The organism is Synechocystis sp. PCC 6714 (genome assembly GCF_000478825.2).
Lineage (GTDB): Bacteria > Cyanobacteriota > Cyanobacteriia > Cyanobacteriales > Microcystaceae > Synechocystis.
This window is the reverse complement of the sequence record NZ_CP007542.1, coordinates 1799814-1823891: the sequence shown is the minus strand read 5'-3', so window position 1 is coordinate 1823891 and position 24078 is coordinate 1799814. Positions and strand designations below refer to the sequence as shown.

18 protein-coding genes and 1 pseudogene are annotated in these 24078 nt (G+C 47.9%); 6 read left to right on the top strand and 13 right to left on the bottom strand.

Annotated elements, in window-relative coordinates:
• Position 1 precedes the first annotated feature (1 nt).
• Positions 2–1183: an LptF/LptG family permease gene (locus D082_RS08265; RefSeq protein WP_038530532.1), complete on the top strand. Its 1182-nt coding sequence runs from the start codon at positions 2–4 to the stop codon at positions 1181–1183.
• 130 nt (positions 1184–1313) lie between these two features.
• On the opposite strand, the gene D082_RS08260 is transcribed toward D082_RS08265, so the two are convergent.
• Complete coding sequence (locus tag D082_RS08260; RefSeq protein WP_028948117.1) at positions 1314–2258, bottom strand: aldo/keto reductase; 945 nt, start codon at positions 2256–2258, stop codon at positions 1314–1316.
• A gap of 175 nt (positions 2259–2433) precedes the next feature.
• On the opposite strand from D082_RS08260, the gene D082_RS08255 reads away from it, so the two are divergent.
• Both D082_RS08255 and D082_RS08250 read left to right on the top strand, forming a co-directional pair.
• The gene (locus D082_RS08255; RefSeq protein WP_238546659.1) at positions 2434–3255 is read left to right on the top strand and encodes a DUF3598 family protein; all 822 of its coding nucleotides are present in this window, start codon (positions 2434–2436) and stop codon (positions 3253–3255) included.
• A 26-nt stretch (positions 3256–3281) separates the two neighbouring features.
• Positions 3282–3740, top strand: coding sequence for a TM2 domain-containing protein (locus D082_RS08250; protein ID WP_028948119.1), 459 nt, complete (start codon positions 3282–3284; stop codon positions 3738–3740).
• Between the two features lie 75 nt (positions 3741–3815).
• On the opposite strand, the gene D082_RS08245 is transcribed toward D082_RS08250, so the two are convergent.
• Complete coding sequence (locus tag D082_RS08245; RefSeq protein ID WP_028948120.1) at positions 3816–5258, bottom strand: phospholipid carrier-dependent glycosyltransferase; 1443 nt, start codon at positions 5256–5258, stop codon at positions 3816–3818.
• A 99-nt stretch (positions 5259–5357) separates the two neighbouring features.
• Positions 5358–5531: a 50S ribosomal protein L32 gene (gene rpmF, locus D082_RS08240; protein ID WP_010871662.1), complete on the bottom strand. Its 174-nt coding sequence runs from the start codon at positions 5529–5531 to the stop codon at positions 5358–5360.
• 51 nt (positions 5532–5582) lie between these two features.
• Between rpmF and D082_RS08235 the strand changes: the two genes are divergently transcribed.
• Complete coding sequence (locus tag D082_RS08235; RefSeq protein ID WP_202963070.1) at positions 5583–6389, top strand: pentapeptide repeat-containing protein; 807 nt, start codon at positions 5583–5585, stop codon at positions 6387–6389.
• 80 nt (positions 6390–6469) lie between these two features.
• Here D082_RS08235 and sbcC read toward each other — a convergent pair whose 3' ends face one another.
• From sbcC to D082_RS08190, 9 genes are all read right to left on the bottom strand, one after another.
• Positions 6470–9490, bottom strand: a complete 3021-nt coding sequence (sbcC, locus tag D082_RS08230) for an exonuclease subunit SbcC (RefSeq protein WP_028948122.1) — start codon at positions 9488–9490, stop codon at positions 6470–6472.
• A gap of 225 nt (positions 9491–9715) precedes the next feature.
• Positions 9716–11113, bottom strand: a complete 1398-nt coding sequence (locus D082_RS08225; RefSeq protein WP_028948123.1) for a sensor domain-containing diguanylate cyclase — start codon at positions 11111–11113, stop codon at positions 9716–9718.
• 340 nt (positions 11114–11453) lie between these two features.
• The gene (locus D082_RS08220; RefSeq protein ID WP_028948124.1) at positions 11454–11705 is read right to left on the bottom strand and encodes a TatA/E family twin arginine-targeting protein translocase; all 252 of its coding nucleotides are present in this window, start codon (positions 11703–11705) and stop codon (positions 11454–11456) included.
• Between the two features lie 116 nt (positions 11706–11821).
• A complete protein-coding gene (locus tag D082_RS08215; protein WP_028948125.1) occupies positions 11822–12613 on the bottom strand; it encodes an ABC transporter permease in 792 nt (263 codons plus the stop codon).
• Between the two features lie 12 nt (positions 12614–12625).
• On the bottom strand, positions 12626–15238 hold the full coding sequence (locus D082_RS08210) for a methyl-accepting chemotaxis protein (RefSeq protein WP_028948126.1): 2613 nt from the start codon (positions 15236–15238) through the stop codon (positions 12626–12628).
• 73 nt (positions 15239–15311) lie between these two features.
• Complete coding sequence (locus D082_RS08205; RefSeq protein ID WP_028948127.1) at positions 15312–15863, bottom strand: chemotaxis protein CheW; 552 nt, start codon at positions 15861–15863, stop codon at positions 15312–15314.
• Between the two features lie 71 nt (positions 15864–15934).
• Positions 15935–16300, bottom strand: coding sequence for a response regulator transcription factor (locus tag D082_RS08200; protein ID WP_028948128.1), 366 nt, complete (start codon positions 16298–16300; stop codon positions 15935–15937).
• A 199-nt stretch (positions 16301–16499) separates the two neighbouring features.
• Positions 16500–17663 (bottom strand): response regulator, encoded by a 1164-nt coding sequence (locus D082_RS08195; RefSeq protein WP_028948129.1) that lies wholly within the window; start codon positions 17661–17663, stop codon positions 16500–16502.
• Positions 17664–17887: 224 nt separating this feature from the next.
• Positions 17888–19798, bottom strand: a complete 1911-nt coding sequence (locus D082_RS08190; RefSeq protein ID WP_028948130.1) for a long-chain fatty acid--CoA ligase — start codon at positions 19796–19798, stop codon at positions 17888–17890.
• A gap of 123 nt (positions 19799–19921) precedes the next feature.
• On the opposite strand from D082_RS08190, the gene cobT reads away from it, so the two are divergent.
• Together cobT and D082_RS08180 are read left to right on the top strand one after the other, a co-directional pair.
• Positions 19922–21031, top strand: a complete 1110-nt coding sequence (gene cobT, locus D082_RS08185) for a nicotinate mononucleotide-dependent phosphoribosyltransferase CobT (RefSeq protein WP_028948131.1) — start codon at positions 19922–19924, stop codon at positions 21029–21031.
• Positions 21028–22476: pseudogene (locus D082_RS08180) on the top strand (cobyrinate a,c-diamide synthase). Before cobT ends, D082_RS08180 begins: the two are co-directional and overlap by 4 nt.
• Positions 22477–22709: 233 nt before the next feature.
• On the opposite strand, the gene D082_RS08175 reads toward D082_RS08180, so the two are convergent.
• A complete protein-coding gene (locus D082_RS08175) occupies positions 22710–23948 on the bottom strand; it encodes a PQQ-dependent sugar dehydrogenase (protein WP_028948133.1) in 1239 nt (412 codons plus the stop codon).
• Positions 23949–24078 lie beyond the last annotated feature (130 nt).

The following is a 24078-nucleotide window of genomic DNA, read 5'->3' as shown; positions in this document are numbered from 1 at the left end:
GATGTTCTTGCCTAAAACCTTTACTAACCTGGGGCAGTGGCCCCATTCTTTGCCTGGAATTTCCCTCATGGACCGCTATGTGGCTAGGCAATTGATTCCCCCTTTTTTATTCAGTGTGGGAGTAGTAGCCAGTTTAGGGCTGGCGATCGGTAACTTGTCCGATCTAGGTAACAAAATTGTTGAAAAAAATCTCCCGGTGGCTAAGGCCGCAGAAGTATTACTGCTCAAAGTACCGGAATTCCTGGCCTATTCCCTACCTGTGGCGGTGATGCTAGCCACCATGATGACCTTTGGTCGCCTTAGTGGGGACAGTGAAATTGTCGCCATTCGCAGTTGTGGGGTGAGTTTGTATCGCCTTATTTTACCGGCGGTGGTGCTGAGTTTGTTGGTGACGGGCTGGGCTTTTGTGCTGAGTGAATGGGTGGTGCCGGTGGCCAACTATCGAGCCACCAGTATTTTGATTGAATCCATTGATGAGGAGCATCCCTTTTGGCAAAATCGGGATGTTTTTTACCCTGAGTTTGAAGAGATTAAGCTTGAGAATGGCCAAACTGCCCGGCGCTTAAAAAGTTTGGTTTATGCTGAAAAATTTGACGGCAAAGAAATGCAAAACTTGACGGTGTTGCAATGGACAGAAAACCACCTTAAACATATTGTCCTTTCTGATAATGCCACCTGGAATAATAACAATAAACGCTGGGATTTTTTTAATGGCACTCTTTATCGTTTGACGGAAACGGAAGATTACCAAGAGGCGGTTCCTTTCACCAATAAACAGATTGCTCTACCCAAATCGGCGTTTGATTTTGCCCGGCAGGGTCGGGATCCCTATGAAATGACCATTGCGGAAGCCCAGGACTATATCAAAATTCTAAAGTTAATTGGCGATGAAAAGAAAATTCAGTTTTTTCAAGTTAGAACGGAACAAAAATTAGCCTTTCCTTTTGTTTGTATTGTTTTTGCCGTGGTGGGTTCGGCGATCGGCGCTAGGCCCCAACGGATTAGTCGGGCAACGGGCTTTGGTTTAACCATTGTGATTATTTTTGCCTACTACATACTGGGATTTTTCAGTGGTAGCTTAGGCATTGTTGGGTTAATTTCCCCCACCTTGGCGGCCTGGCTGCCTAATTTTGTCGGTTTGGGGGTGGGAATTTGGTTGTTATACGAATTTAACCAGGGTTAGACCCCTTCAGAAAATTCTTTTTGAGCCGTTAAGCCTAATCAAATTTTTTAAATTCTTTAGTTCTCCTAGGGCATTGGAAAATTGTTGATGAAAGCAAAGCACAATCAAATTTTCTTCACAAAGCAGGTTTTTAAATCCCCTGGGTGACGGTACGCAGTTCTTCTATTTCTTCTGGGTTTAACTGCCATCCCAATGCTCCGGCATTCTGTTTAGCTTGGGAAGCGTTTTTTGCCCCCGGAATGGGAATGATGTTCCCTTGGGCAATAAGCCAATTCAGAGCAATTTGGGCCGGCGTTTTGTCATGCTTATCTGCCAGGGTATCCAAGAGGGTAAGTAAGGGAACTAATTTTTGCAATCCCTTAGCACTAAAACGAGGATTGAAGCGGCGGGCCCCCTGGAGAGTAGGGGAGTTTTCCGGACGATATTTGCCGGTCAGTAAGCCTTGGGCAAGGGGACTGTAGGCCAAAATAGTGACGTTGAGCTGGCGAGCCTGGGCCAAAATACCGTTACTTTCAATCTCCCGGTTCAGTAGGGAATAGGGCACCTGATTGCTGGCGAGGGGAATACCTTGGGCGGCTAAACATTCATGGGCGATCGCCATTTGCTGGGCGGAATAGTTGCTAACTCCCACAGCTTGAATGCGGCCTTTTTTAACTTCGGCGGCCAACACAGCCATAAAATCCGGTGTTTTGAGCCAAAATTCCAAAGGCCAATGGATTTGATACAGACAAATGGTATTCATCTGCAAACGTTCCAGACTGGCGGTCAAAGCTTGGGAAATGTCAGAACGCTGCCAACGCCAGGGCAAAGGAAAGTATTTGGTCGCAATTTCTACTTTTTCTTCTGCTTGCCGGCAAAAGCGACCAATCAGACGCTCAGATTCACCAAAACCATAAATTTCAGCGGTGTCAATTAGGGTAACTCCCGCCCCCAGGGAAGCATGGAAAGCCCCCTCTATATCTTCTAGGCCAAAGTCTTTACCGTAGGCCCAAAACAGGGTGTCTCCCCAGGACCAAGTACCCAAGCCAAGGGGAGCAATGGAGGGGCCGTTGGGGCCAAGGCGAATAGTTTCCATGGGTTAGGTTGAAGGAAATCCAGAATTAGCTGGCAAAACTGAGTCATATTTTCCCCGATGATAAACCAGTATTTCTGGAAAAGCTTGCCCGTCTGGGAGGGAGGATGGGGAAATGGGAGAATGGTCTTGATTGATTCTTTAAAAACATCAAAACTATAAATAGGGACAAATAACCATGGCTAACTGGGAAAATTTTCTCAAAAACTTGGGGGAATGGCAGGGCAGTTTTACCCGCCTATCTCCCCAGGGGGAAGTGTTGAGTAACACCCCTTCCATCCTCACCCTGGAAGGCTTAGAAGATAACAAGTTGGTCAAGTTTCGTCTGCGCCGCTACGATAACCCCGATTATCAAGACCCCCCTACCCAGGACTATAGCCAGGATTACCGTTCCCTGGGGCGACAAATTATCTTTTTTGGCACCGGTGCTTTTTCCAAGGGGCCATGGCAGTTGGCTCCCTTCAGTGAATTTGGGGCGGAATTTGGCTTTGTGGACGGCGATCGCCGCATGAGATTCGTGCAACTGTATGACAAGGAATTAACCCTGGCCAGTTTGACTTTTATTCGGGAATTTCGCCGGGGGAGTAACGCCCAGGAAAGACCAGCATTAACGGTGGAGCAACTGTTGGGTACTTGGCATTGCGAAGTTTATACTGCCTACCCCGACTGGCGGGAACCGGAAGTTAGCGAGGGGGAAATTACCCTAAACCAAACCGGGGATTTGGTGGAACAAAGGGTAACCATGGGGGGACAAACTGCGGTGATCCAAGGGAAAGTTAGCGGTCATCAGATTAATTTTCTCGGCCCCAACCCCAGCAAAGTGCTATTACTGCCGGATGGTGCTTCTTCTTGCACCCCCGATCGCCTGCAATTGGGACAACCTTTCTTTGGGGAAATGGGCTGGTTGGTGCGCCCCAACGAACGCCAAAGGCTGATCCGTTACTATGACAATAGGGGGGCTTGGACCCATTCCGCTTTTGTTGTTGAGCATCGTCAGTAGGTGACGGTTTTCTTTGCAGACCCGCTATGAAAAATCGCTTTGTTGCCCTAATTTTTGCCGTTTTCTTCGGCGGCTTCGGCTTACATAAGTTTTACCTCGGCAATATTTTTGCTGGCATAGTTTATTTCCTTTTTTCTTGGACGTTCATCCCTTCTATTCTGGGGTTTGTTGATGCGATCATCCTCGGCACCATGGATGAGAGAAAGTTCAATGCCATTTATAACCATAAACATTATTTCCCCCCTGCCTATACCTCTCCCATTGTCACCGCTCCCCCATCGGTCACCCCCATAGAACGGCTGGATGTGTTGATTATTAAAACCTGTGCCACCAAGGCGATCGGCGCTACGGTGAGCGAGTGCATTGTGGCCACCGGAGAAGATCCCCAAAAGGTGAAGGAAACCATTGATTCCCTCTGCCGTAAAGGTTTTTTACTGCCGGATAACCGGGAAGGGGACTATGCGGTGGTGTACCGCCCCATTTAACAGGTGCGAGGAGAAAGCCCAGGTTGTCTCGACTCTGTGGTAACTAGGGAGACCACTTCCACCTTTGTCTCCGGCTCAAATCCAACTGGGAAAAAGCATACGGAGGGAAAATCCCCTGGGGGTCAACAGTAATCCTAAAAAAATCGGCGACCAATACCAAAAGGCGATCGCCACTAGGGTTAAAACTGTCCAAGCAATGATGCCATGGCTCCTTTGGGGACTGTCTAGCAAGGTGCTCAAAATTAATGCCAAGGCCAAAATACTAAAGCCATAGGCAGGCAGGTAATGGTAAAAAAAAGTACAGCGACTAACCCCTAGCCAGGGCAAAAGATTAGCGGCGTAATTGACTGCAATGTAGAGGGTAACGCCTCGCAACGGTACATTGATGGGATTAATTCCCCTAAAGAAAAATTGGCGTATTTTTTGCCAGATAACGGTGCCGAATAACAACCCCATCGCCCCGGTGGAAAACCAGAGCAAAATCGGATTGGCCATGGCGTGGACATCATTAACTAAGCCAAACCGACTGGACTTTTGATAAAAATAGGCGATCGGTCGAGCCATCACCAGCCAGCTATACCAGGGAGAACAATAGGGATGAATATCAGGGCTATTGCCCACCCGACGGTGATATTGCCAAGTTTCCCGTTGAATGCGCCAAAAACCAGCCAGGGAAGCATATTCTCCATTCATTAACAAATGGGGAATCCAAATGACGCTATAGGTAATGATCGGTGCCAGCACCAACCAGAGCACAAATTTCAGCGGGGAAATAATCAACCAACGGGAGAGAAAGTCTTGATTATTTTGTCCATCCCCATCCAATGGTTTCAGCGAATTTGCTTGCCTCTCCCTCGTTATCCAACCCTGGTTGAAGAAAGGTTTGACCCAGGCGATTGCCCAAAGGAGATAAACACCCAACAAAAAAGCAAAACCATTCCATTTGACGCTTCCGGCACAGGCTAAACTAATGCCCCCCAGAATTAACTGCCAAAGTTTCCCTTGGCGTAGATACCACAAAACTAAAGCTTGCCCCAGCAGCCCGAAAAAAACTAGGTAAATATTATTCAACGCATAGCGAGATTCCACCAAAAATAGCCCATCTAAGGCCAATAGCCCCATGGTTAACAATGTCACCAGGCGCCGTTGGGTCAACAGATAGGCGATCGCCCCCAGGAGTAGGGGAATGGTGGCCCCAGTGAGGGCATTGAGCCAACGGTAACTCCAGGTGGAACGCACTGCCCCCGTCAGATCGTTAACCTGGTCTGGATTGACAGGAAAAAAATCCCCCAACCCCATGGCTAAAGCAATCAGGTAATGGCTCAGGGGGGGATGGGATGGGAAAAAATTATTGCCAAGCCAATAGTCACCGGCAAATTTGGCGTAGTAAACTTCGTCGAAAACTAACTCGTTGAACTGTCCCAGGTTCCAGAAACGTATGACCAGGGAAAAGATAAAAATGCCAACGATGCTTGCTTGGTAGGGAGTTGGGCGGAGCTTTGGGAACTGGTTAACCATTGACCATAAATCAATTTAATTATTTGTCCCAAAACTGATTTGCCCTTGGCGATCGCCCCTCACCTTAAATACTAAATTCAGCTAACTGACAATTTATTCTTACTCTTCTTCCCCTTCTTCCTCAGCGGGGGGATAGAGGAAAGTAGAACGGCCAGATAAAATAGATTTGCCGAGGGATAAAGCCTTTTGTGCTTGGGAAGAAGCTTGTCTGCGCCAGTGGGCCCGGCGTTGATCACGTTTTGCTTTGGAGGTTTTCTTCTTGGGAACTGCCATGACTTCTCTGGGATCTTAAAAATTGACAACCTTTCTATATTACGCTTTTAGGTGGGCCATTGCACAGCGGTGATTATGCAAGAGTTTTCCCACTACTACGAAATCCTGGGGCTAGAGGTGGGGGCTAGCCTGGAGGAAATCAATGAAGCCTACCGGGATTTGGCCTTTGTGTGGCACCCCGATCGCCTGCCCAGGGATAATCCCCGGCTGTTGGCCAAGGCAGCGGGGAAACTGAAAGAAATTAACCAAGCCCGTGATCGCCTCAAGGAAATGTTGGAGTTGGAGATAACCACTAAAGCTTCCCAAGCATCTCAAACCGATCAACCCGGTAATACGCCCAAAACTAAACCTAAATCCAAGCCAAAGGCCAAATCTCCTCCACCTTACCCACCCCCCGGCGATCGTCAACCTCGGCCCCATCATAATCAGCAGAGCAACCATAACCATAGTCCTAACTCCCCCCATCATCAAGAAAACCACAATCGACCCTACTATCGAGATTTAACCGGGGCGGATTTGCGTTGGGCTAACTTAAAAGAAAAGGATTTATCCGGACGGAAAATGGTCTCGGCTAACCTAAGTAATGCGGATTTGAGCGATAGTTTTTTACACCAAGTTAATTTGGAAAATGCCAATCTTTTTCGGGCTAATCTTTTCCGGGCTAATTTATTAGAAGCGAACCTACGGGGGGCTAATTTGCAGGAGGCCAATTTAGTCGGTGCGGATCTGAGCGGGGCAGATCTCAGTGGAGCTAATTTACAGGGGGCTAAAATTGGTGCAGGCAATCGGATTATGGTCAAACTAACGGCAGCTAAGTTAACCGGGGCTATTCTTCCCGATGGCAGTAAACATAGTTAAATTTTCATACTTTTTGTCGTTTGCGACTCTGGAAAAATTTCCTGGCAAAATTAGGTGGAAGCAAAAAGCGTGAGTTTAAACTAACTAACAATGGCTAACTGGGAACCAAATTCCGTTTTACACACTTCAATGCGTTGTTGAAAGGCTTCCTTAAATTGGGGCATATGGGTGACAGTGAGAATACAGGCAAAATCTGAGGCAATGGCGGTGATGGCGGCCACCAGGCGATCGCAACCGTCTGCATCCTGGGTACCGAAGCCTTCGTCAATAATTAGTAATTGCAAAGCGGTACCAGACCTTTGGGCCAATAATTTTGCCAGGGCTAAACGGATAGAAAAATTAATCCGAAAAGCCTCTCCTCCGGAGTAGGTTTCATAGGGGCGGGTACCCTGGGCGTCGGCAATGAGAATGTCCAAAGTATCAATCATTTTGGGTTTATTTTTAGTGCTACTTTTACCTTCTTTTTGGGTGACAAATTGGATATGGTGTTGGTTGCCCGTTAACCGAGCCAAAATATAATTAGTTTCTGCTTCTAGCTGGGGTAGAATGTTTTCAATCATCATTGCTTGAATACCATTTTTGCCGAAGGCTTTACCCAGTTCTTCGTGGATACGAAATTGTTTTTTAGCTTGCTCAAATTGCTGTTTAGTTTCTTCATATTCTCCCTGCAACGTGTCAATTTGAATCAATAATTGTTCCAAGCCACCTTTTTTTGCCAGTAGGTGATCTAAGTGTTGTCTTCGTTGCGTCAATTCATTTTCTAAAAGTCGAATCTGCTCCCCATGATCAGCGTATTGGCTAATCTGTTTTTCCAAATGCACCAACTCTTCTTGCCTTTCCTGCAAAGCCTGCTGGCGATCGCCAATGAGAGCTTGGTATTCCTGTCCTCGTTGCATCAGGATTGGTAATTGTTGCCGAGCTTGCTCTAGTTCCTGATGTCGTAACTGCCAGGGCTGTTGACGCCGTAATTCTGCCAATAATTGTTGGTGACTTTCACTGTCATAGTTTAATTGAGCGATGGATGCTTCCACCTGTTGCCATTGTTGACGCAGGGGAGAACTGGTGCCCAAACTTTGTAATTGGGAACGCAATGCCAGTAATTTTTGCTCCAACCCTGGGCGATCGCCTGTTAATTGCCGATACTTAATTTGGGCTTCTTTCAACTTAGCTTGGCGAATTTCTCCTTTCCTTAGCTGATCTACGGTGGAACGGGCTAGGGCATGGGTTTGTTCGTCGTAGGCTAAGTTAGTTAATTCTCGCTCTAGAGCCGTCAATTCAAGTTGGAGAGATTCAGCAAAAGTTCCTTGGGTTAAGCTCAGCTCTAAGTCAGCAATTTGCCCATTTAATTCCACCAATTTTTCATGGTTTTCTCCACTTCTTTCCAACTCCGCTTCCATTTGTCCATAGTGTTGCAGTAATTGTTCTAAATTACTTAAACCATCAGCAATTTCTTTATATTCATTCCGTAAAATATCTAATTCTTGATCAGCAAGGGTAATTTGTTCCTTGAGAATCCAAATTTGATTACGTAATTCTTGGCATTCTTGTTCAGTTTTCTCCATTACCTGTTGATGATAATGGCCATCTAAACCCTGTTCACACAAAGGACAAGTGGCACCAGGACTATCCAGCAAATCTAACTTTTGCTCTAGTTCCCGCAACTGCTTTTCAAATAACCTTTGATTTTCCTGCAGTCGTTCTTTGAAATGGCCCCGTTCCTGGCCCTTTTCTTCTACCCGTTTAAGATAAACTTGTTTATTTTTTAATTGGCAAATTTCCTCGTCTAAAGCCTGAAAAGCTTTTCTTTGCTCGGGAATAGCAGCAATCGCTATTTTTAATTGTTTGGCGATCGCCTGGCGTTGTTCTAATTGAGCCTGACATTGGGCCTTTGCTTTTTCTAAATCAGCTTGTAGAGCATAACGACGTTGCAAAAGGGGAGCAACTTGATTTTGTAGGTTATCAAGCTGAATGAGGTTTTGTTTGGCAATTTTTAATTTATTTAATTCTGCCTCGATATCCTGTTGTTGGGCTAATATAGGTTCTAATTCTGCCACCTGTTTATCTAAATGCTCTAAGCGTAAGAGCTCTTGTTCTATTTGCCGAGCTAATTCATTTTCTGTGCGCTGTAACTGTTGCTCTAAATTCTGGCGTTGTTGCTGTAAAGTTTGATATTGTTGGAAAGATTCTGCTAACGCTACTTCCTCAGTTTGTAACCTCTGGTAATTCTGGAAATTGGCTTTAATTACTGTTTCTTGTTCCAGTAATTTATCTAAATTTTGACATTGCTGTTTTATTTCTTCCTGTTGATTATCTAATCGTTCAATTTCAATCGCTAATTCCTGGCATTGCCGTTGTTGCCAAGTTGCTTGTTTTTGCCATTGTTGCCGTTGATTTTGACTAGTTTGTAGTTGTTGTAATTGCCATTCAGTTTGTTTTTGCTCTGTTTGTATTGCCGTAATTTCCTCAGTTAATTTAGCTTGATTAGCCACCACATAAGGTCGTTGATTTAAATCCTGTTCTAATACTTGTAAGCGGTCATTAAGAATATTGATTTTACCCTTAGCTTCTTTGGAAATATCCTTAGCCCTGGTCGCCAATAATTCATACTGGTCTAGCTTTAATAAATCCGCCAGAATTTGTTTCCGTTCACTGGGCTTGCGTAACATAAATTCATCGGCTCGGCCTTGGCGAAGATAGGCAGAGTTGACAAAGGTTTCGTAATCCAACTTTAACGTGGCAGTAATCTTTTCCTGGGTCGCCCTGAGACCCTTAGCAGAAAGGGTGCGAAAATTATCGCCGCTTTTAATTTGAAATTCCGCTACGCTACTGCGGCCCCGTTGGCGACTGCGAATAATTCGGTAGGTCTGATTATTACTAATAAATTGAAAGTCTACCCTAACTTGATCAGTGCCATTATGGAGCACATCATCTTCACTTTCAGCCCGACATTTACCCCAAATTGCCCAAGTGATAGCCTCCAGCAAAGAAGATTTTCCTGCACCATTGGCACCGCAAATACAGGCAGTATGCAATCCCCGAAAATCAAGACTAACATCCTGATAACTTAAGAAATTTTTTAAAATTAATTGTTGGGGTATCATTGGTTAATCATCCCCCATAACCCAGCTAATTAAAAATATAATTGCTCCCAATATTACAATCCTTCCCACCATGGTGCCTTGGTTGACAATATATTCAGGGACACTAATCAGCACCTTGCTAAATATGGCATTGGTTAAGAGAAAAAAGATGACTAAAAAGATTAAACTCATAGGCTTATTGATTATTAATTGGTAATTAGTTTAAATTTCCTCCCATAATTCTAATTATCCACATTGAAAAGATAAAACCTTGCCCCTGGTTTGATTCCGTCCAGAAGCCTTGGCCGCATACAAAGCTTGATCCGCGATTTTAATTAAATCACTGGGTTGATAATGGAGTAGAGGTACGGTAGTGCCAATGCCCAGGCTTACGGTGACGTACCGACTAGTGGGAGAATCTGCATGGGAAATTTGTGCTTCCGCTAGATAGCAATGGATACGCTCGGCCACAGTGTAGGCCCCAGGTTGGTCAGTGTAGGGAAGAATTAAAATAAACTCCTCTCCCCCATAACGAGCCAACACATCTGATGGGCGCTTTAAAGCACTTTGGACAATTTTAGCTATACTTTGTAGGCATTGGTCCCCCACTTGGTGGCCGTAAAGATCATTATAGTTTTTGAAATAATCCACGTCACATAAAATCAAAGAAATGGGGGATTTTTGTCGCAAACATTGTCGCCATTCCTGTTCTAAATAGGTAGTGAAATAACGTCGGTTAGGTATTTGGGTCAGTTCATCATAAATAGCTAAATGTTTGAGTTGTTGATTGACCTGCTCCAATTGTTGCTTAGCAAATTCTAATTCCAGAGTCCGTTCCCTAACTCTAAGCTCTAGGGTTTGGGAATAATTTTTAATCGTTTCGTAATACTGGGCGGTGCGGATAGCGGCAGCGACCTGGCTAGTAATGGTGGAAAAAAGGTTTAAATCGGTGGAGTCAAAATATTTAGTCTGGTAATGGGCTAAGCCCAAAACACCAATAATCGAGTTTTGTACGGTCAAGGATGAGCAAAGTAGGGAACGAATATCGGAAGGATGGTTGAGATAATCATGATCATCTTGGACGTCATCAATCACTTCAACTCCATTAACTTCTAATATCCGCTGAATGATATTTTCAATAGCTTTTAAATTCCGAAGGGATTCTTCTGTTTTATACAAAAAAGGAGTTAACTTATCTTGACTTTGATCGTACAGATATAAGAATATTTCATCTACATTAATTACTTGACGAATTTCATCCCTAATAACAGTAATCACCTCATTTAAGCTGGTGCAGGTGGCAATGGCATTGGAAAACTGCGAGAGGAAAACCACTTCTTCATATTTTTGCAGAGTATCTTTGGCTAACTGCTTTTTCTCGTATTCCGTTTGTACAATATAGCCCAGTACTATGGCGATCGCCTGGGCGGAATGCTCGGCAATTTCTCCGGTTATGGCACCCACCAAAATTTCATGGCAATAAATATCGGCTTTGTGTTGGGAACAGGCAATATTTTTGCCCCACAGACAATGGCTATCAGTGTCAATAATAGTTAATTTTTCTCCACAACACTCTTCCAACTGCCGGAGTAGGATTTTAATCTCCGGCTTTTTAAATACTTTTTTGAGGGAAAAGTTTTGCATGGACGTTCCGCTGGAAAGGTCATCCGCCAGGGGATGGTAACCGATGCGTAATGGATTTTGCTTGAATTTAAGTCCCTTACAGACCCTCAAACAATATTATTGTTGTCGATTTATAATTTTTCTTCGCCAAGTGTTGGCTAAAAAAATTAAAATATTTGAGTGGATCTGAACAGATTTTGGAAGTGGGACAAAAACCCAGGTTATAGTCCCTATAACTATCAAATATAGCTTACTCCTCCGGTTGGTTTATTCAGATTGAGGCCACTGCCGTTACCCCCATGGCCACTACGTTGACGAATTATTCCCACCGCGGCGATCGCCAGACAAGGCTAGGCAAAATTTAGCTTGTTTTTTCTGGGCTATTCTCGGGGGTTTTGCTTTCTTCTAGTTCTGCCTTAATTTGCACTGACTTTTCTAAATTTTGGGCTTCCCGTTTCAGTTCAGTCTCAAATTCTTTGGAAGCTTCTTGGAAACCCCGCAGGGCTTTACCCAAGCTCCGACCCACTTCCGGTAGCTTTTTTGGGCCGAACACCAACAGAGCGATGACAAAAATTAAACCTAGTTCGGGTAAGCCAATGCCAAAAATATTCATAGGGCGGCGGTGTGCTGTGAAAAAGATAAAAGAATTTGTTTAACCGACTTTAGCAGAGCTTTGTCCCCACAGAAACCCGGAGGAGCAAAGGGCAAAATCCAAGTTAATTCTGGAAACTAGCCGAGGGTGGTGTCGCCGGTGCCCTGGAACATTAACCAGGATAAAAAGAAATTGCTGATGAAAATGGCCAACAGGGAAGTGACCACAGCGGTGGTGGTGGATTCCCCGACTCCCTTGGCTCCTCCAGTGGTGGTTAAACCCCAACTACAGCCAATGATGGCGATGATGCCACCAAATACCAAGGATTTAAGTAAACAGGCGAAAACATCCCATAGCTGGGTAAAATCTTGCACAGAATTTAAAAAAATAGTCGGATTGATGCCATAAAGACTGGAAGAAATTACTAATCCTCCTGCCATGCCGACAAACAAGGACAGTCCGGTCAAAATGGGCAACATCAAAGCACAGGCAATTACCCTAGGTACCACCAGATAGTCAATGGGATCCGTCCTGAGCATATAAAGCGCATCCAACTGTTCCGTTACCCGCATGGTGCCAATTTCCGCAGCAAAGGCCGAGCCCACTCGCCCCGCAATGACCACCGCCGTCAGCACTGGGGCCAATTCCCTGGTTAAAGATAGGGAAAGTACCCCCCCAATGGTAGTAGTTGCTCCGTAGTAGATAAATTCCCGAGCTACTTGAATTGTGAAAACCATGCCCACAAAACCCGCTGTGATTAAGGCGATCGCCATGGATTCCGGCCCCACCATATTCATTTGCTCCAAGGTGTTGCGGCGATTAATGCGCCCCTGGAGAATATGCAAAAAAACCTGCCCTGTGAGGAAAAAGGCCGCGACCAAACGCTGGAACCAAAGACTAAGGGAGTGGCGGGAGCCTTGATCGGCCATGTTTTTCCTGATTTACTTACTTTCTACCCGGAACCGTTCTACCGAAGTTAACAGATCCCGGGAAATGGCCACCAGGGTTTGCAAAGATCCTGCCACCCGTTGGGACTCCTGGGATGTCTCCTGGGCCGTCAGTTCAATGGACTGCATAACGTTGGACACCGCCCCGGAATTCTCCTGTTGTTTGACTGTATCCGCAGTGATGGAACGCACCAAAGTGTTAATGCGATTAGACACCTCAATAATATCCTCCAGGGCTCGTTTCGACTGTTCTGACTTATCCGTTACATCAATTACCTGTTGAATGCCTTCTTCCATGGCAGTCATTACGGAACCGGTCTCACTTTGAATTTGCAAAACGATCTGTTCAATTTCCTTGAGGGATTTAGCCGAACGATCCGCCAACTGCCGCACTTCGTCCGCCACGATGGCAAAACCCCGCCCCGCTTCCCCTGCCCGGGCTGCCTGGATGGAAGCGTTTAGGGCTAGCAAGTTTGTCCGGGAGGCAATTTGGGATATAACCGCCACAATCTTAGAAATTTCCTGGGACGCTTCCGCTAACCGTTTCACTTTCCGGGCCGTTTCCGACACCGTTTCCCGAATTTGCAGAATTCCCCCCACCGTTCTTTCCACCGCCTCTCCACCTTTCAATGCGGTTAACGATGAGGTATGGGCTACTTCCTCCGCTTCCCGCGCATTTTCTGCCACCCGTTCAATGGATTCCGTCATCAGTTGAACTGAGTTGAGGGTGACGGCCAATTCCTCCGCCATCCTTAGGGCGTCGCTGGAATTATTGCGGGCAAAGGATTCACTGTCTTTACAGTTATTATTCACCTGCTTGGCAGCATTTTTTACCTGGAGGACAATTTCCCGCAGATTCTGGATAGTCAGGTTAAAGGCATCGGCCACAGCCCCTAGTTCGTCCGCTGTCACCTCTGCCTGGACAGTCAAATCTCCCCGGGAGGCCCCCTCCACGTCATCTAGGAGGCGGATTACCTGTCGTTGTAATTTTTCCCTTACTTTTTCGGTGGTGGCGGCCCTTTCCTGGGCTTCGCTGGTGGCAGTGAGAATAACTTGAGAAATGTAGTTAAACCTTTGGGTCAACGCTCCCAATTCGTCTTCCGATCGCACCTTGGCCCGGACGTTGAAATTACCTTCGTAAATGGATTCAAACTGATTTTGCAAATCATCGATAATACTTTTAATCTGTCGCATCAAGAGACTGTTGATTAAAAAGACACCGACCACCGTGGCTAGAGCCGTGAGGAGGGCTAGATTCAATAGGGAAGGTTTGCTTGCTTCTTTCTCAGGGGATGGAGGTGTTACTTCCCCCTGGGTCGGCGCCCCTTGTGCGGGAGCTTCTGTGGTTTGCCCCGGAGGCGCAGGCACATCCCCAGGATTTCCCCCTAGACCCACCACATTGCCCAATACCAAAACCACCACCCCGGAAAACAGTCCCGAGGCGATCGCCATATAAATTTGCTTCTTGAAGAGAGAAGCATTGGTGAACCAACCGAGAAAACCAGCATCCACTTCGCTGGTGGGGCGGTCATTAAAGGGACTAGTGGCACTGGATAGATCTCCAGTGGTGGCCCCCTCCGGTTTTAACCAAGTAGCCATGCCCGGCGGTGCTGCATTAGCGCCTCCATAAACTGGCTCATCACCACTCTGGGTGTCATAGGCCTGGCCCATGGAGCTTAAATCCAGGCCGGTGCTCTGGGTAAATAGGGAAGAATCTGGCAACTCCGGAGCAATGTCCGTCAAGTTAAAATCTGATAACTCGTCGCCAACACCTTCCTCGAAAGCATCAAAACTAGGTAATTCCTTGCCACCATAACTCCCGGAAGTGGGGGTCTGCACATTGGGAACAACTTCTGGCTCATCCAAGCCCAGGCCTTCGCTCCAATCGCCTCCATCCCAACTTTGGTAATCCGGGTATTCAGAAGCCGCCGCTGCTCCCATGCCCGCAGAGGGGACTTGCGCCGCTAAATCGGCAAAATCCACCACTCCTTCGCCAAAGGCCGGTGGCACCACAAAGGTAGATTCCCCTGTTTGGGGCATCATGGTTTGTTCATCGTCCGAGTCGAGATCGTCGGTGAAGGCCTCCGGACTCCAATCTAAATGTTCGATTTCATAGCTGCTTGCCCCACTGGTACCAAAGGACCCAGAGCTACGGCCAAAGGGATGATCCATGCCCGGATTGGTGGGAGTAGGGGCCCGGCCTAGGGTTGGTTCCCCAAAATCCTCCTCGGTAAATACCCCAGTATCCCAATCCATGCCCTGATCGATGTTATCTAGGCTGTTTTGCCAATCCTGATCCTGACCAAAGGGGTCATCGGCCCCATTGTCCCCGGTTCCATTCCCCTGGATTTGCCCCAGGGCCTGGTGGGCACAATCAATTAAATCCTGGCGATCGGAAAGTCGAATTACAGCTTGGTAAGCCTCGTTGGCCAAGGCGTACTGTTCCAAGCCAACATAGATATGTCCCCGGAGCAACAAAACATTGGGATCATCGGGGAAATCAGTGGCCAATTGTTCAATGTGGGAAGATGCTTCTTGATAATCTCCCTGTCCATAGGCAGCGTAGGCCAACCCATAAAGCTGCGAAAAATTGGTTTCTGTTGCCATTTTGCCGGTTTCCTCAGTCGGATTTAGGTGGGCTAGGGGGGATCAAAATCAATTAATTGCCTCAGCCGGATTATCAAGTTGCCCAGCGGGCGGAGCGGAGTAGCGCCACGTGGTCCAGAAGGCGCAAAATTTGGGGAGGAGAAGATGGGGCATCGCCAGCGGGAATTTGCCACTCCCCTTGGACGTAGGGGGCAATGTGATCTGGCACATTGTTGGCCGGCTGAAGATTATCCGTGTCCAACCATTCCATATTACCGAGAGAGTCAATTGCCAAACCCAAAAGGGTCTCTTGATCTTCCACGGCAATGACAGGGATTTCCGCCCGGTCAGTGTTGAGATTGACGTTATTACCCAGGAAACGCCCGAGGTCTGCCACCCAAATCACCTGACCCCTTAGGTTAATGGTTCCTAACAATAGGGGGGATGCATTGGGAATAGGGGTAATGCGGTCGGGTTCCTGTTGCATCACTTCCCGAATGGACACCGCTGGGAGGGCAAATTCTTCCCGGGAGGGCAAATAAAACCTGAGATGAAGTTCCCCTTCTAGGGCCTGCAGTTCCTGAAACTCCGGATCAAATTCCTGCCTACTATCGATGAAAATGTCAGCCGGATTAGAACTAACCATAAAATCCCTTCACCTCACTAAAAACCCTCAATGACCATAACCGAAGTCGCATTGTAATCTTTGGTTCCCAATTAGCCCCGTAGTAGTTGTTTGATGGTGCCCACCAATTCCATCGGTTGAAATGGTTTGGCAATGTAGGCGTCAGCCCCTTGGCGCATGCCCCAAAAACGATCAAACTCTTCCCCCTTGGAAGAACACATAATCACCGGCACATTTTTTGTTTTCGGGTCGGATTTGATGCGGCGACAAACCTCATAGCCATTCATGCGGGGCATGACAATATCTAGCACCACTAGGTCCGGACTAAAGTTCTGCAATTTTTCTAGGGCCTCTACCCCATCACAGGCGATGGTGACCTGCCAGCCATGGTCTTTGAGGATGCCAGATATCATCTCGCGCTGACTAGAGCTGTCTTCAACCAGCAAAACTGCGTTCATAAAAGTCCTTTCTGCTTGGCACTGCAAACCTGGATCCGAAGCAAATTGGCGAATCCTGCCTGGTTTATTTTCCATCATAGTCGCTCCCTTAACAATTCAGTCAGTATTATTTTTTGTCGGGGAGCCCGTCGATGTGGTTAATTTCCCCACAAGTTGTCGGCAATGGGGCTGGGGGGAGGAGGCAATGGTCAATGGATCATCATTTTTTACAATATAATTCAACTAACGAAATTAGTTCCTGTTCGGTGAACGGTTTAGTGAGGTAGTCGGTGGCTCCGGCCATCCGGGCCAGTAGGCGATCAAGATAGGCGTCCTTGCCGGTCAGCATAATTATTGGAATGGAATGCAAACGCGGGGAATGGCGGATCATGCGACAGATTTCGTAGCCGTCCAGGTGGGGCATGGTGATGTCACACAGGATCAGGTCTGGTTGTAGGGTCAACAGAGTGGTCATGGCTTGGAGGGGGTCTTGGAGTACCACCACTTCGCAACCTCGGTTTTGGTTAGTCAAAAAAAGTTCAATCTGTTTACCGATGGCGTAGTCATCATCTAGGCAAACAATTTTATGGATGGTGTGGTCCGTTAAGGTTTCCCAGGATGGGTCTTTGGAGTTATGGGGTTCATGGCTCGGAAGGATGTTGATCGCCCCTGATTCGATGTAGGGATAGATTCCATGGGCAATGGCCGGCAGACTTTTTTGCAGATAGCGGGAGATTTGGCGGAGGCTGATGGCTCCATCGGTCCAACTACGGAAATGTTGGGCAAATTTGGCCGGTATTTTACTGGCTAAGGCTGGATCCTTGGCGATCGCCACCTGCTGATCGGGGGACTGGATGTGTAAATATAACTGTTTCCAAGCCTGGATTTGTTGCCCCATCTGCCCCAATAGGGGAGTGATGGCAAAGGAAGTCAGGGCCGGCTCCAGGGCGGAGCCCAACGCAAAGACAAAATTTCCCTGTCGCAAACTCAAAACATCGAACAATACTTCCTGTACCATGCCTAAAACAAGGCGGTGGGCCTGGGCTGGTGTCAAAATATTCTTCGACAGCAACTGCCATAGACAGGCATATTCCGGGATGTGGTTGAGGGCTAAACTGTCCAGCTCCATTTCCCCCAGAGACAGGGCGATGTCGTGATGACGCAAATAGTCCTGGAGGCGGGACAACTTGACACAATTCTGATCCGCGGCATAGACCAATTTGCCATCGACGAAAAATAGAAACCAATAGCCAGTCTTACCCAGTAAAACCTGACCCCGACCCTGATGAGGATAAACCTCGATAAAAAGCTCTCCCGTCCGTTGACCCAATTCAATGAGCCGCAGGATACTCCGGGGATCAATTTCGTTCAGGGTTCCCTGCATGGCGTTTTCCCAAGATTGATGTGTATATCTTATCGGACTTACCGTAGGCCTACCCACCATCAGGACTAGGGTTTTGCTTCCTTGCCTTGACCTATTCAAAGCGGAAATTGAGCTAAGCTCAATTTCTCCCCCCCATGGGTCCAATTTGGGTCGTTTTAAGAAGGCGTTCCAACCCTCCATTATCGGCGGATTTAGGAGTCAAACTAAGGCTGTGTCAATAGGCCCTAAAACATTTCATCAATCAAATGTTGGTAAGTTTGGGTCACCACGGGGCGCTTTAACTTCAGAGTTTGGGTCATCATGCCATTCTCCAGGGAAAATGGAGCTGGCACAAAACGGAAATCTTTAATTTGGTCATCGGCCCGGTACCCAGGGCGATCGCGCACTTCCCGTTGTAATTCCGCCCGCAATAGGGCCACCACTTGGGGGTCATACAAACCGCTGGCGTTGAGATCCTCCGTTGTAGCTGTTGCTTCCGGCAAAGTGATATGCAAATTTTTAGCTTCCGCCCATTTTTGCAACGCATCAAAGTTGGGCACAATCAAAGCCCCTAAATATTTTTGATCCTGTCCCACCAACATAATTTGGTCAATGTAGGCACTGCGTAAACAGGCATCTTCAATGGGTTGGGGTTCCACATTTTCCCCGTTACTGAGCACAATGGTGTCCTTGGCCCGACCGGTGAGAATTAGATCGTTTTGGGGGGTGACCCAGCCCAAATCTCCGCTGTCAAACCAACCGTCTGGGTCTAAAACTTTGGCGGTGGCCTCCGGTTTGTTGTAATAGCCTTGCATCACCTGGGGCCCGCGAATTAACACTAACCCCTGGGTTTCGGGCGGTAAATCCCGTTTTGTTTCCAAATCAACAATGCGGATTTCCGTCAGGGGGACCGGGCGACCGGAAGAATAACGTAAATTGTGTTTATGGACCCTGGCATTGGTAACGGGGGCTGTTTCCGTTAGCCCATAGCCCACCAGGACAGGGATGCTGGTGATTTCATAGAAATCGTCCAAATGTCTTGCCAGGGCTCCTCCCCCCGAAATGAGGGTTTCTAGTCTGCCCCCGGCGGCCTGTCGGACTTTGTGGTAGACAATTTTGTCCCCCAGGTGATGCAGAGGACTGAGCACCAGGGCCTGGCAATGGGCCATCAATCGAGCGATCGCCGAAGCGTGGAGATGGTTCAAACTGAGGTTATGGGCAATGCGTTTAGCCAGAATATATTTTTGGGAAATGCCGAAAAAGAAATTAATTAGTTTTTGTTGCCCCGAAGATTTTTCTCGGAAGGTTTTTTGCACCCCTTCGTAGAGGGATTCCCACAGACGGGGTACTCCGACGATGTGGTGGGGCTTAATCTCTTTCACGTCCCCTTTGAAATGGCGGATGCTGGTGTAGTTCAACGTACAACCCCGGGAGAGAAGAAAATATTCGGCGCTTCTTTCTAGGGAATGCCAACAGGGCAAAATGCTCAAAACCTGATCTCCAGGGCGGGGCATAATGACCGAATCCAGTTCCCGCACTTGGTGTAATAGGTTGCCGTGGCTGAGCATTACCCCTTTGGGTTGTCCTGTGGTGCCGGAGGTGTAGATTAGGGTAGCCAAATCCTCCTCTTGGCGAGGAACGGGAGTGGGGGTTTTACCTTCCCCGATCGCCATAATCTGGGCAAAGTTATATTGGGGAATGGCGCCGTCTTGATCTGCGGCTTCGTCGGAGAGGAGCACAATTAGGTTGAGATCAACCTCCTCGCTGTCCAGAGCTAGTTTGGTCAGGGTTTGCCGATTTTCCACAATCAGGGTGCGGCTGTTGCTGTCCTCCAGGATGTAGAGCAATTCCTGGCGATCGGCTTGGGCAGAACGGACGGCATTTATCGCCCCGGCGAGCATACTACCCTGGTCAGCAATGAACCAACGGGGGCTATTGTCGGCGAAAATGGCTAGGTGTTGATGGGGAGCAACTCCCAATTCCTGTAGGCCAGAGGCAAAAGCTTCAATTCTTTCCCGCAATTGAGCGTAGGTTAAAGCTACGGGGGGATTGCTGTGGCGATCGTTGAGGGCCACAATGTCAGCAAAATTTTCCCCGGTGATGGCCCAGATGTCTGCCAGGCAGTGGATAGAGTGATAGTTAATTGGCGCAACCATGATCAGATAGAAACAAGGGAGAAATCTTTATTTTTAAGGCTAGAGAGTCTAAGGAAGGACAATTTAAATCTATTCAATGTATTTGACCTTGATTTTCCGCATTGGGCCCACTTTTACAGGAATATGTTGACAGTTTATACCCAGTCTGACCAAGCTTTATCCTGGATAGAACGCCATGGTCATTGTCCACCGGCATTTGTCTGTGTGTTGGGCTTCACTGACACTGGGTTAATTCCGGGCATTTCCGCCGCCGGTAAAACCCCCGCTGATCGAAAATTTACGGCGATCGCCGATGCGGAATTTTTAGTTAGGGGCACTGTGGCAGGGGCTAAATATCCTTTACCGCCCTTGATTTCTGGGGTTTCCCCAGTGTTCATCACCAAAGCATTGGTGGATGCCCTTAATACTCCGGTGTATTTGTTTAATTCCGGTTTGCCCGTCCCTCCGTCCGTATCCGCCATTGATCTGGGGGGACAAGCAGCCCGCTGTGTCTCCACAGGGCAGGCCTTACCGTTGCAGACAGTGGAGCATCTTTTTCAGCAAAGCTTACGGTGGGGCGAAAAGTTAGCCCGGGCCCACGCCGATGGCTATCTAGTTTTGAGCGAATGTGTGGTGGGGGGCACTACCACAGCCCTGGGGATATTGTTGGGGTTGGGCATCGCCGCCGGGGGTAAAGTCAACAGTAGTCATCCCCATTGCAATCATCAACAAAAATTAGCTTTGGTACATCAGGGGTTGAGCCATCGTTCCCCAAGTCGAGATCTGGACCCGATCGCTGTGGTGGCCGCCGTTGGAGATCCGATGCAAATCGTGGTGGCTGGAATGGCGATCGCCGCTAGCCGTAGTACGGGGGTGATGTTGGCCGGCGGAACCCAAATGTTGGCAGTGTATGCCCTGATCCAAGCCCTGGCTCGACAAAGGAATCTAGCAGTGGATTTTTCCCGCCTGGTGGTGGGCACAACCAAATGGGTTTGTGAAGATGCCAGCGGTGATACGGTCGGTTTAGCTAATTTGCTTTCTCCGGTGCCCCTGTTGGCTTCCCAACTGAGTTTTGTTTCTTCCGTCTATCCCCAACTCCAGGTCTATGAACAGGGCTTTGTCAAAGAGGGGGTAGGGGCTGGGGCCATGGCGATCGCCGCCCACCTTTACAAAAATTGGGGTCAGGAACAGTTGCTAGAGTTGATTGAAAATTTAATTGCTCGGGAATTGGGACAGAACAAGCAACAACAATGACGGTAATTATTGCGGGGGAAAGAAGCGGTGCTGGTAAAACCACCATTACTTTGGCGATGTTGGCCTACTTGGCCCAACAAAAATTGGCCGTGCAGTCCTTCAAAGTGGGGCCGGACTACATTGACCCCATGTTCCACAGCCAAATTACCGAGCGACCCTGCCGTAACTTGGATCCTTTTTTAACTTCTGAAAGTTATGTCAAAGATTGTTTCCACTACCACAGCCAAAGCACTCCCTACAGTTTGATTGAAGGGGTCATGGGCTTGTTCGACGGGGTTCCCCACCAGGGTTTGACAGACTACAGTTCCACTGCCCACGTTGCTCGCTTGCTCAATCTGCCCGTCGTTTTCGTGGTGGATTGCCAACGTTTATCCGGTTCCGTTGCCGCCATTGTTGAAGGTTATCGCCATTGGCAACCGGGGGTGAATTTAGTCGGGGTAATTCTCAATCGGGTAGGAGGCGATCGCCATTTAGAATTACTCAAAATTGCTTTGGAACCTTTGGATATTCCTATTCTGGGGGTATTTTTCCGTCAACAGGATTTAACTTTACCCGATCGCCATTTGGGGTTGGTACCCTGTGGTGAATTGCCCCAAATTCAGCAATATTTTGACCAGTTAGCCCATTTGGCCGCTCAGCAATTGGACTGGCCCCAACTTCTTCCGCTACTGGCAACACCCAACAATTTGCCTACTCCCATTAACCTGTTTGATTTTGCCCCCAAATATCCCCAGGCTCGGTTGGCCATCGCCCAGGACCAAGCGTTTAACTTTTACTACGCCGATAACTTAGATCTACTCACCCGCTGCGGCTTTGAACTCATTCCCTTTAGCCCTTTAGAAGATGTCGAACTCCCTCCGGCGATCGACGGAGTTTACCTCGGCGGTGGTTTTCCCGAACTGTTTATGGAACCCCTCAGCCTCAACCAGCAGTTAAAAAATCAGTTCAAGCAACTAATTAATCAAGGGCTACCGGTGTATGGAGAATGCGGCGGTTTGATGTATCTTAGCCAAGCCATTACGGACTTTACCGGACAAACTTTTCCCATGTTGGGGATTCTTCCCACCGCCTTTACCATGGGGGGAAAACTCAGTTTGGGATACCGCCAAGCCCAGGTAATCAATCCCCACAGTTGGTTGTGGCAAACAGAATCCCTACGGGGCCATGAATTTCACCGTTCCCAGATGACGAAATTCCCCGGCCAAGCTCTCTACCACCAACGGGGACTACTGGCCATAGACCAAATAACAACGGATGGTTGGTGTTTAGGCACCGTTCAGGCATCCTATCTCCACCTCCATTGGGGCAGTCAAATTTCCCCCGCGGAAAAATTTTTAGCCGCTTGCCTTGCCTTTCAAAAAAACTTGAGCTAACTTGGGAGACGTCCACCCTTTAAGTCAGTACCGTTAAGGAATACAGGAGGTGATGCCCATGGTAGAAAGTAGTATGTGCCTGGGTCGTTTGGTTGAAGTTAGCCGGCTGTGGGCCGGGGCCGTTCTTTGAAGTAACTATTCCCCAAAACCCGAATTAGCTACATTTAAAGTTCCTTCCGGCAGTCAGGTTTCAACTAAGCTGACCCCCTAGACCGCTCTCCCGAATTGCTGAAAACCAGCCTTTGGGGGGGCGGATAGCTTTTTGGTGAGAAATTAGATTATTGTGGGAGTTTTGATCGGTAGATTCACGATTCCAGTCGTAGTAACTGCCCGTTATTGTTATCGGTTAAAACATAAACACGGCCATCAGGGCCTTGGCGAATATCCCTCACCCTGTCGCCGATGGGAATGGTGGTTTCGCTAATAATTTCATTATTTTCATTAACCCGCAGATGACGAATGCCTTTATCCACTAAACCCCCGGCAAAAATGGTGCCCTGCCACTCGGGATGGCGATCGCCGTTATAGATGGCTAAACCAGAAGGAGCAATGGCGGGAGTCCAAACCTGGAGCGGATCTACCGTATCCGGGCGAGATGTGACGGGGGCAACGAGCTGACCTGTACTGTATTCTTTGCTGAAGGATACCACTGGCCAACCATAATTTTTTCCCTTCTCAATTAGATTTAGTTCATCCCCACCCCTAGAGCCGTGCTCCGTGGCCCATACCTGTTGGGTAACGGGATCATGGACCATGCCTTGGATATTGCGATGGCCATAACTCCAAATTTCTGGTGCGGCCTCGGGATTATCTAGAAAGGGATTATCGGCGGGTATGGTGCCATCATCATTGATGCGAATTACTTTACCAAGGTGACTAGCCAAGTTTTGGGCCTGTTGCCGAATAAAATCTCCCTCCAGTTGAACCGGGGGATTACCGCCATCACCAATGGAAACTAGTAGGGTTTCGTCCGGCAACCAAGTTAACCGGGAGCCAAAATGCTGACCGCCGGGCTTGGCTTGTCCCACTTCAAAAATGACTTGCCAATCCGTCAGTGTTTCTCCGTCAAAAACCGCCCGGGCCACCCTGGTGCGATTAGCTTGCTGGGTGCCGTGGGAGTAAGTGAAATAGACGAAACGATTTTCTTCAAAACGGGGATGCAAGGCAATATCTAGTAAACCCCCCTGTTGGGAAGCAAATAATTGGTTGGCGGCCACAGTGGAAACCTCCGTCACTCCGGCGATCGCCTCTGGGTCTAAGACGCCATTACGGACAATGCGGAGTCGCCCCGGCCTTTCAGTGATTAAAATATCGCCATTGGGCAGCCAGGCCATGGCCCAGGGGTGTTCCAACCCATTGATAACGGGAACCGCTGTAATTTCTTTTTGGTTTGCCTGGGCAATCTCAGCTGAATTGTTGAGTTGGGAGGAAGCTTGGCCTTGGTCGGCGTTCATACGCTGTGCCTCCGGCAGTGCCCCACAGTTTAGGAGGGCAATACTGCTGACCAGTGGCAAAGATAATTTGAGCAGAGAAGGAATAGTCATAATAGTTGATCAACTACATCTTTTTGCATCAACTACCCACCTTAACTAATTTGGCCAAATTGCTCTTCTTCCCGCTGCAGGTTTATTAATTGGAGACAAGTTACACTTTGATAGCAGGCTTAATCCTATC

Coding starts and splice junctions, on each gene's coding strand:
- D082_RS08265 (WP_038530532.1), top strand. CDS start 2: ATGTTCTTGCCTAAAACCTTTACTAACCTGGGGCAGTGGCCCCATTCT.
- D082_RS08260 (WP_028948117.1), bottom strand. CDS start 2,258: ATGGAAACTATTCGCCTTGGCCCCAACGGCCCCTCCATTGCTCCCCTT.
- D082_RS08255 (WP_238546659.1), top strand. CDS start 2,434: ATGGCTAACTGGGAAAATTTTCTCAAAAACTTGGGGGAATGGCAGGGC.
- D082_RS08250 (WP_028948119.1), top strand. CDS start 3,282: ATGAAAAATCGCTTTGTTGCCCTAATTTTTGCCGTTTTCTTCGGCGGC.
- D082_RS08245 (WP_028948120.1), bottom strand. CDS start 5,258: ATGGTTAACCAGTTCCCAAAGCTCCGCCCAACTCCCTACCAAGCAAGC.
- rpmF (WP_010871662.1), bottom strand. CDS start 5,531: ATGGCAGTTCCCAAGAAGAAAACCTCCAAAGCAAAACGTGATCAACGC.
- sbcC (WP_028948122.1), bottom strand. CDS start 9,490: ATGATACCCCAACAATTAATTTTAAAAAATTTCTTAAGTTATCAGGAT.
- D082_RS08225 (WP_028948123.1), bottom strand. CDS start 11,113: ATGCAAAACTTTTCCCTCAAAAAAGTATTTAAAAAGCCGGAGATTAAA.
- D082_RS08220 (WP_028948124.1), bottom strand. CDS start 11,705: ATGAATATTTTTGGCATTGGCTTACCCGAACTAGGTTTAATTTTTGTC.
- D082_RS08215 (WP_028948125.1), bottom strand. CDS start 12,613: ATGGCCGATCAAGGCTCCCGCCACTCCCTTAGTCTTTGGTTCCAGCGT.
- D082_RS08210 (WP_028948126.1), bottom strand. CDS start 15,238: ATGGCAACAGAAACCAATTTTTCGCAGCTTTATGGGTTGGCCTACGCT.
- D082_RS08205 (WP_028948127.1), bottom strand. CDS start 15,863: ATGGTTAGTTCTAATCCGGCTGACATTTTCATCGATAGTAGGCAGGAA.
- D082_RS08200 (WP_028948128.1), bottom strand. CDS start 16,300: ATGAACGCAGTTTTGCTGGTTGAAGACAGCTCTAGTCAGCGCGAGATG.
- D082_RS08195 (WP_028948129.1), bottom strand. CDS start 17,663: ATGCAGGGAACCCTGAACGAAATTGATCCCCGGAGTATCCTGCGGCTC.
- D082_RS08190 (WP_028948130.1), bottom strand. CDS start 19,798: ATGGTTGCGCCAATTAACTATCACTCTATCCACTGCCTGGCAGACATC.
- cobT (WP_028948131.1), top strand. CDS start 19,922: ATGTTGACAGTTTATACCCAGTCTGACCAAGCTTTATCCTGGATAGAA.
- D082_RS08175 (WP_028948133.1), bottom strand. CDS start 23,948: ATGACTATTCCTTCTCTGCTCAAATTATCTTTGCCACTGGTCAGCAGT.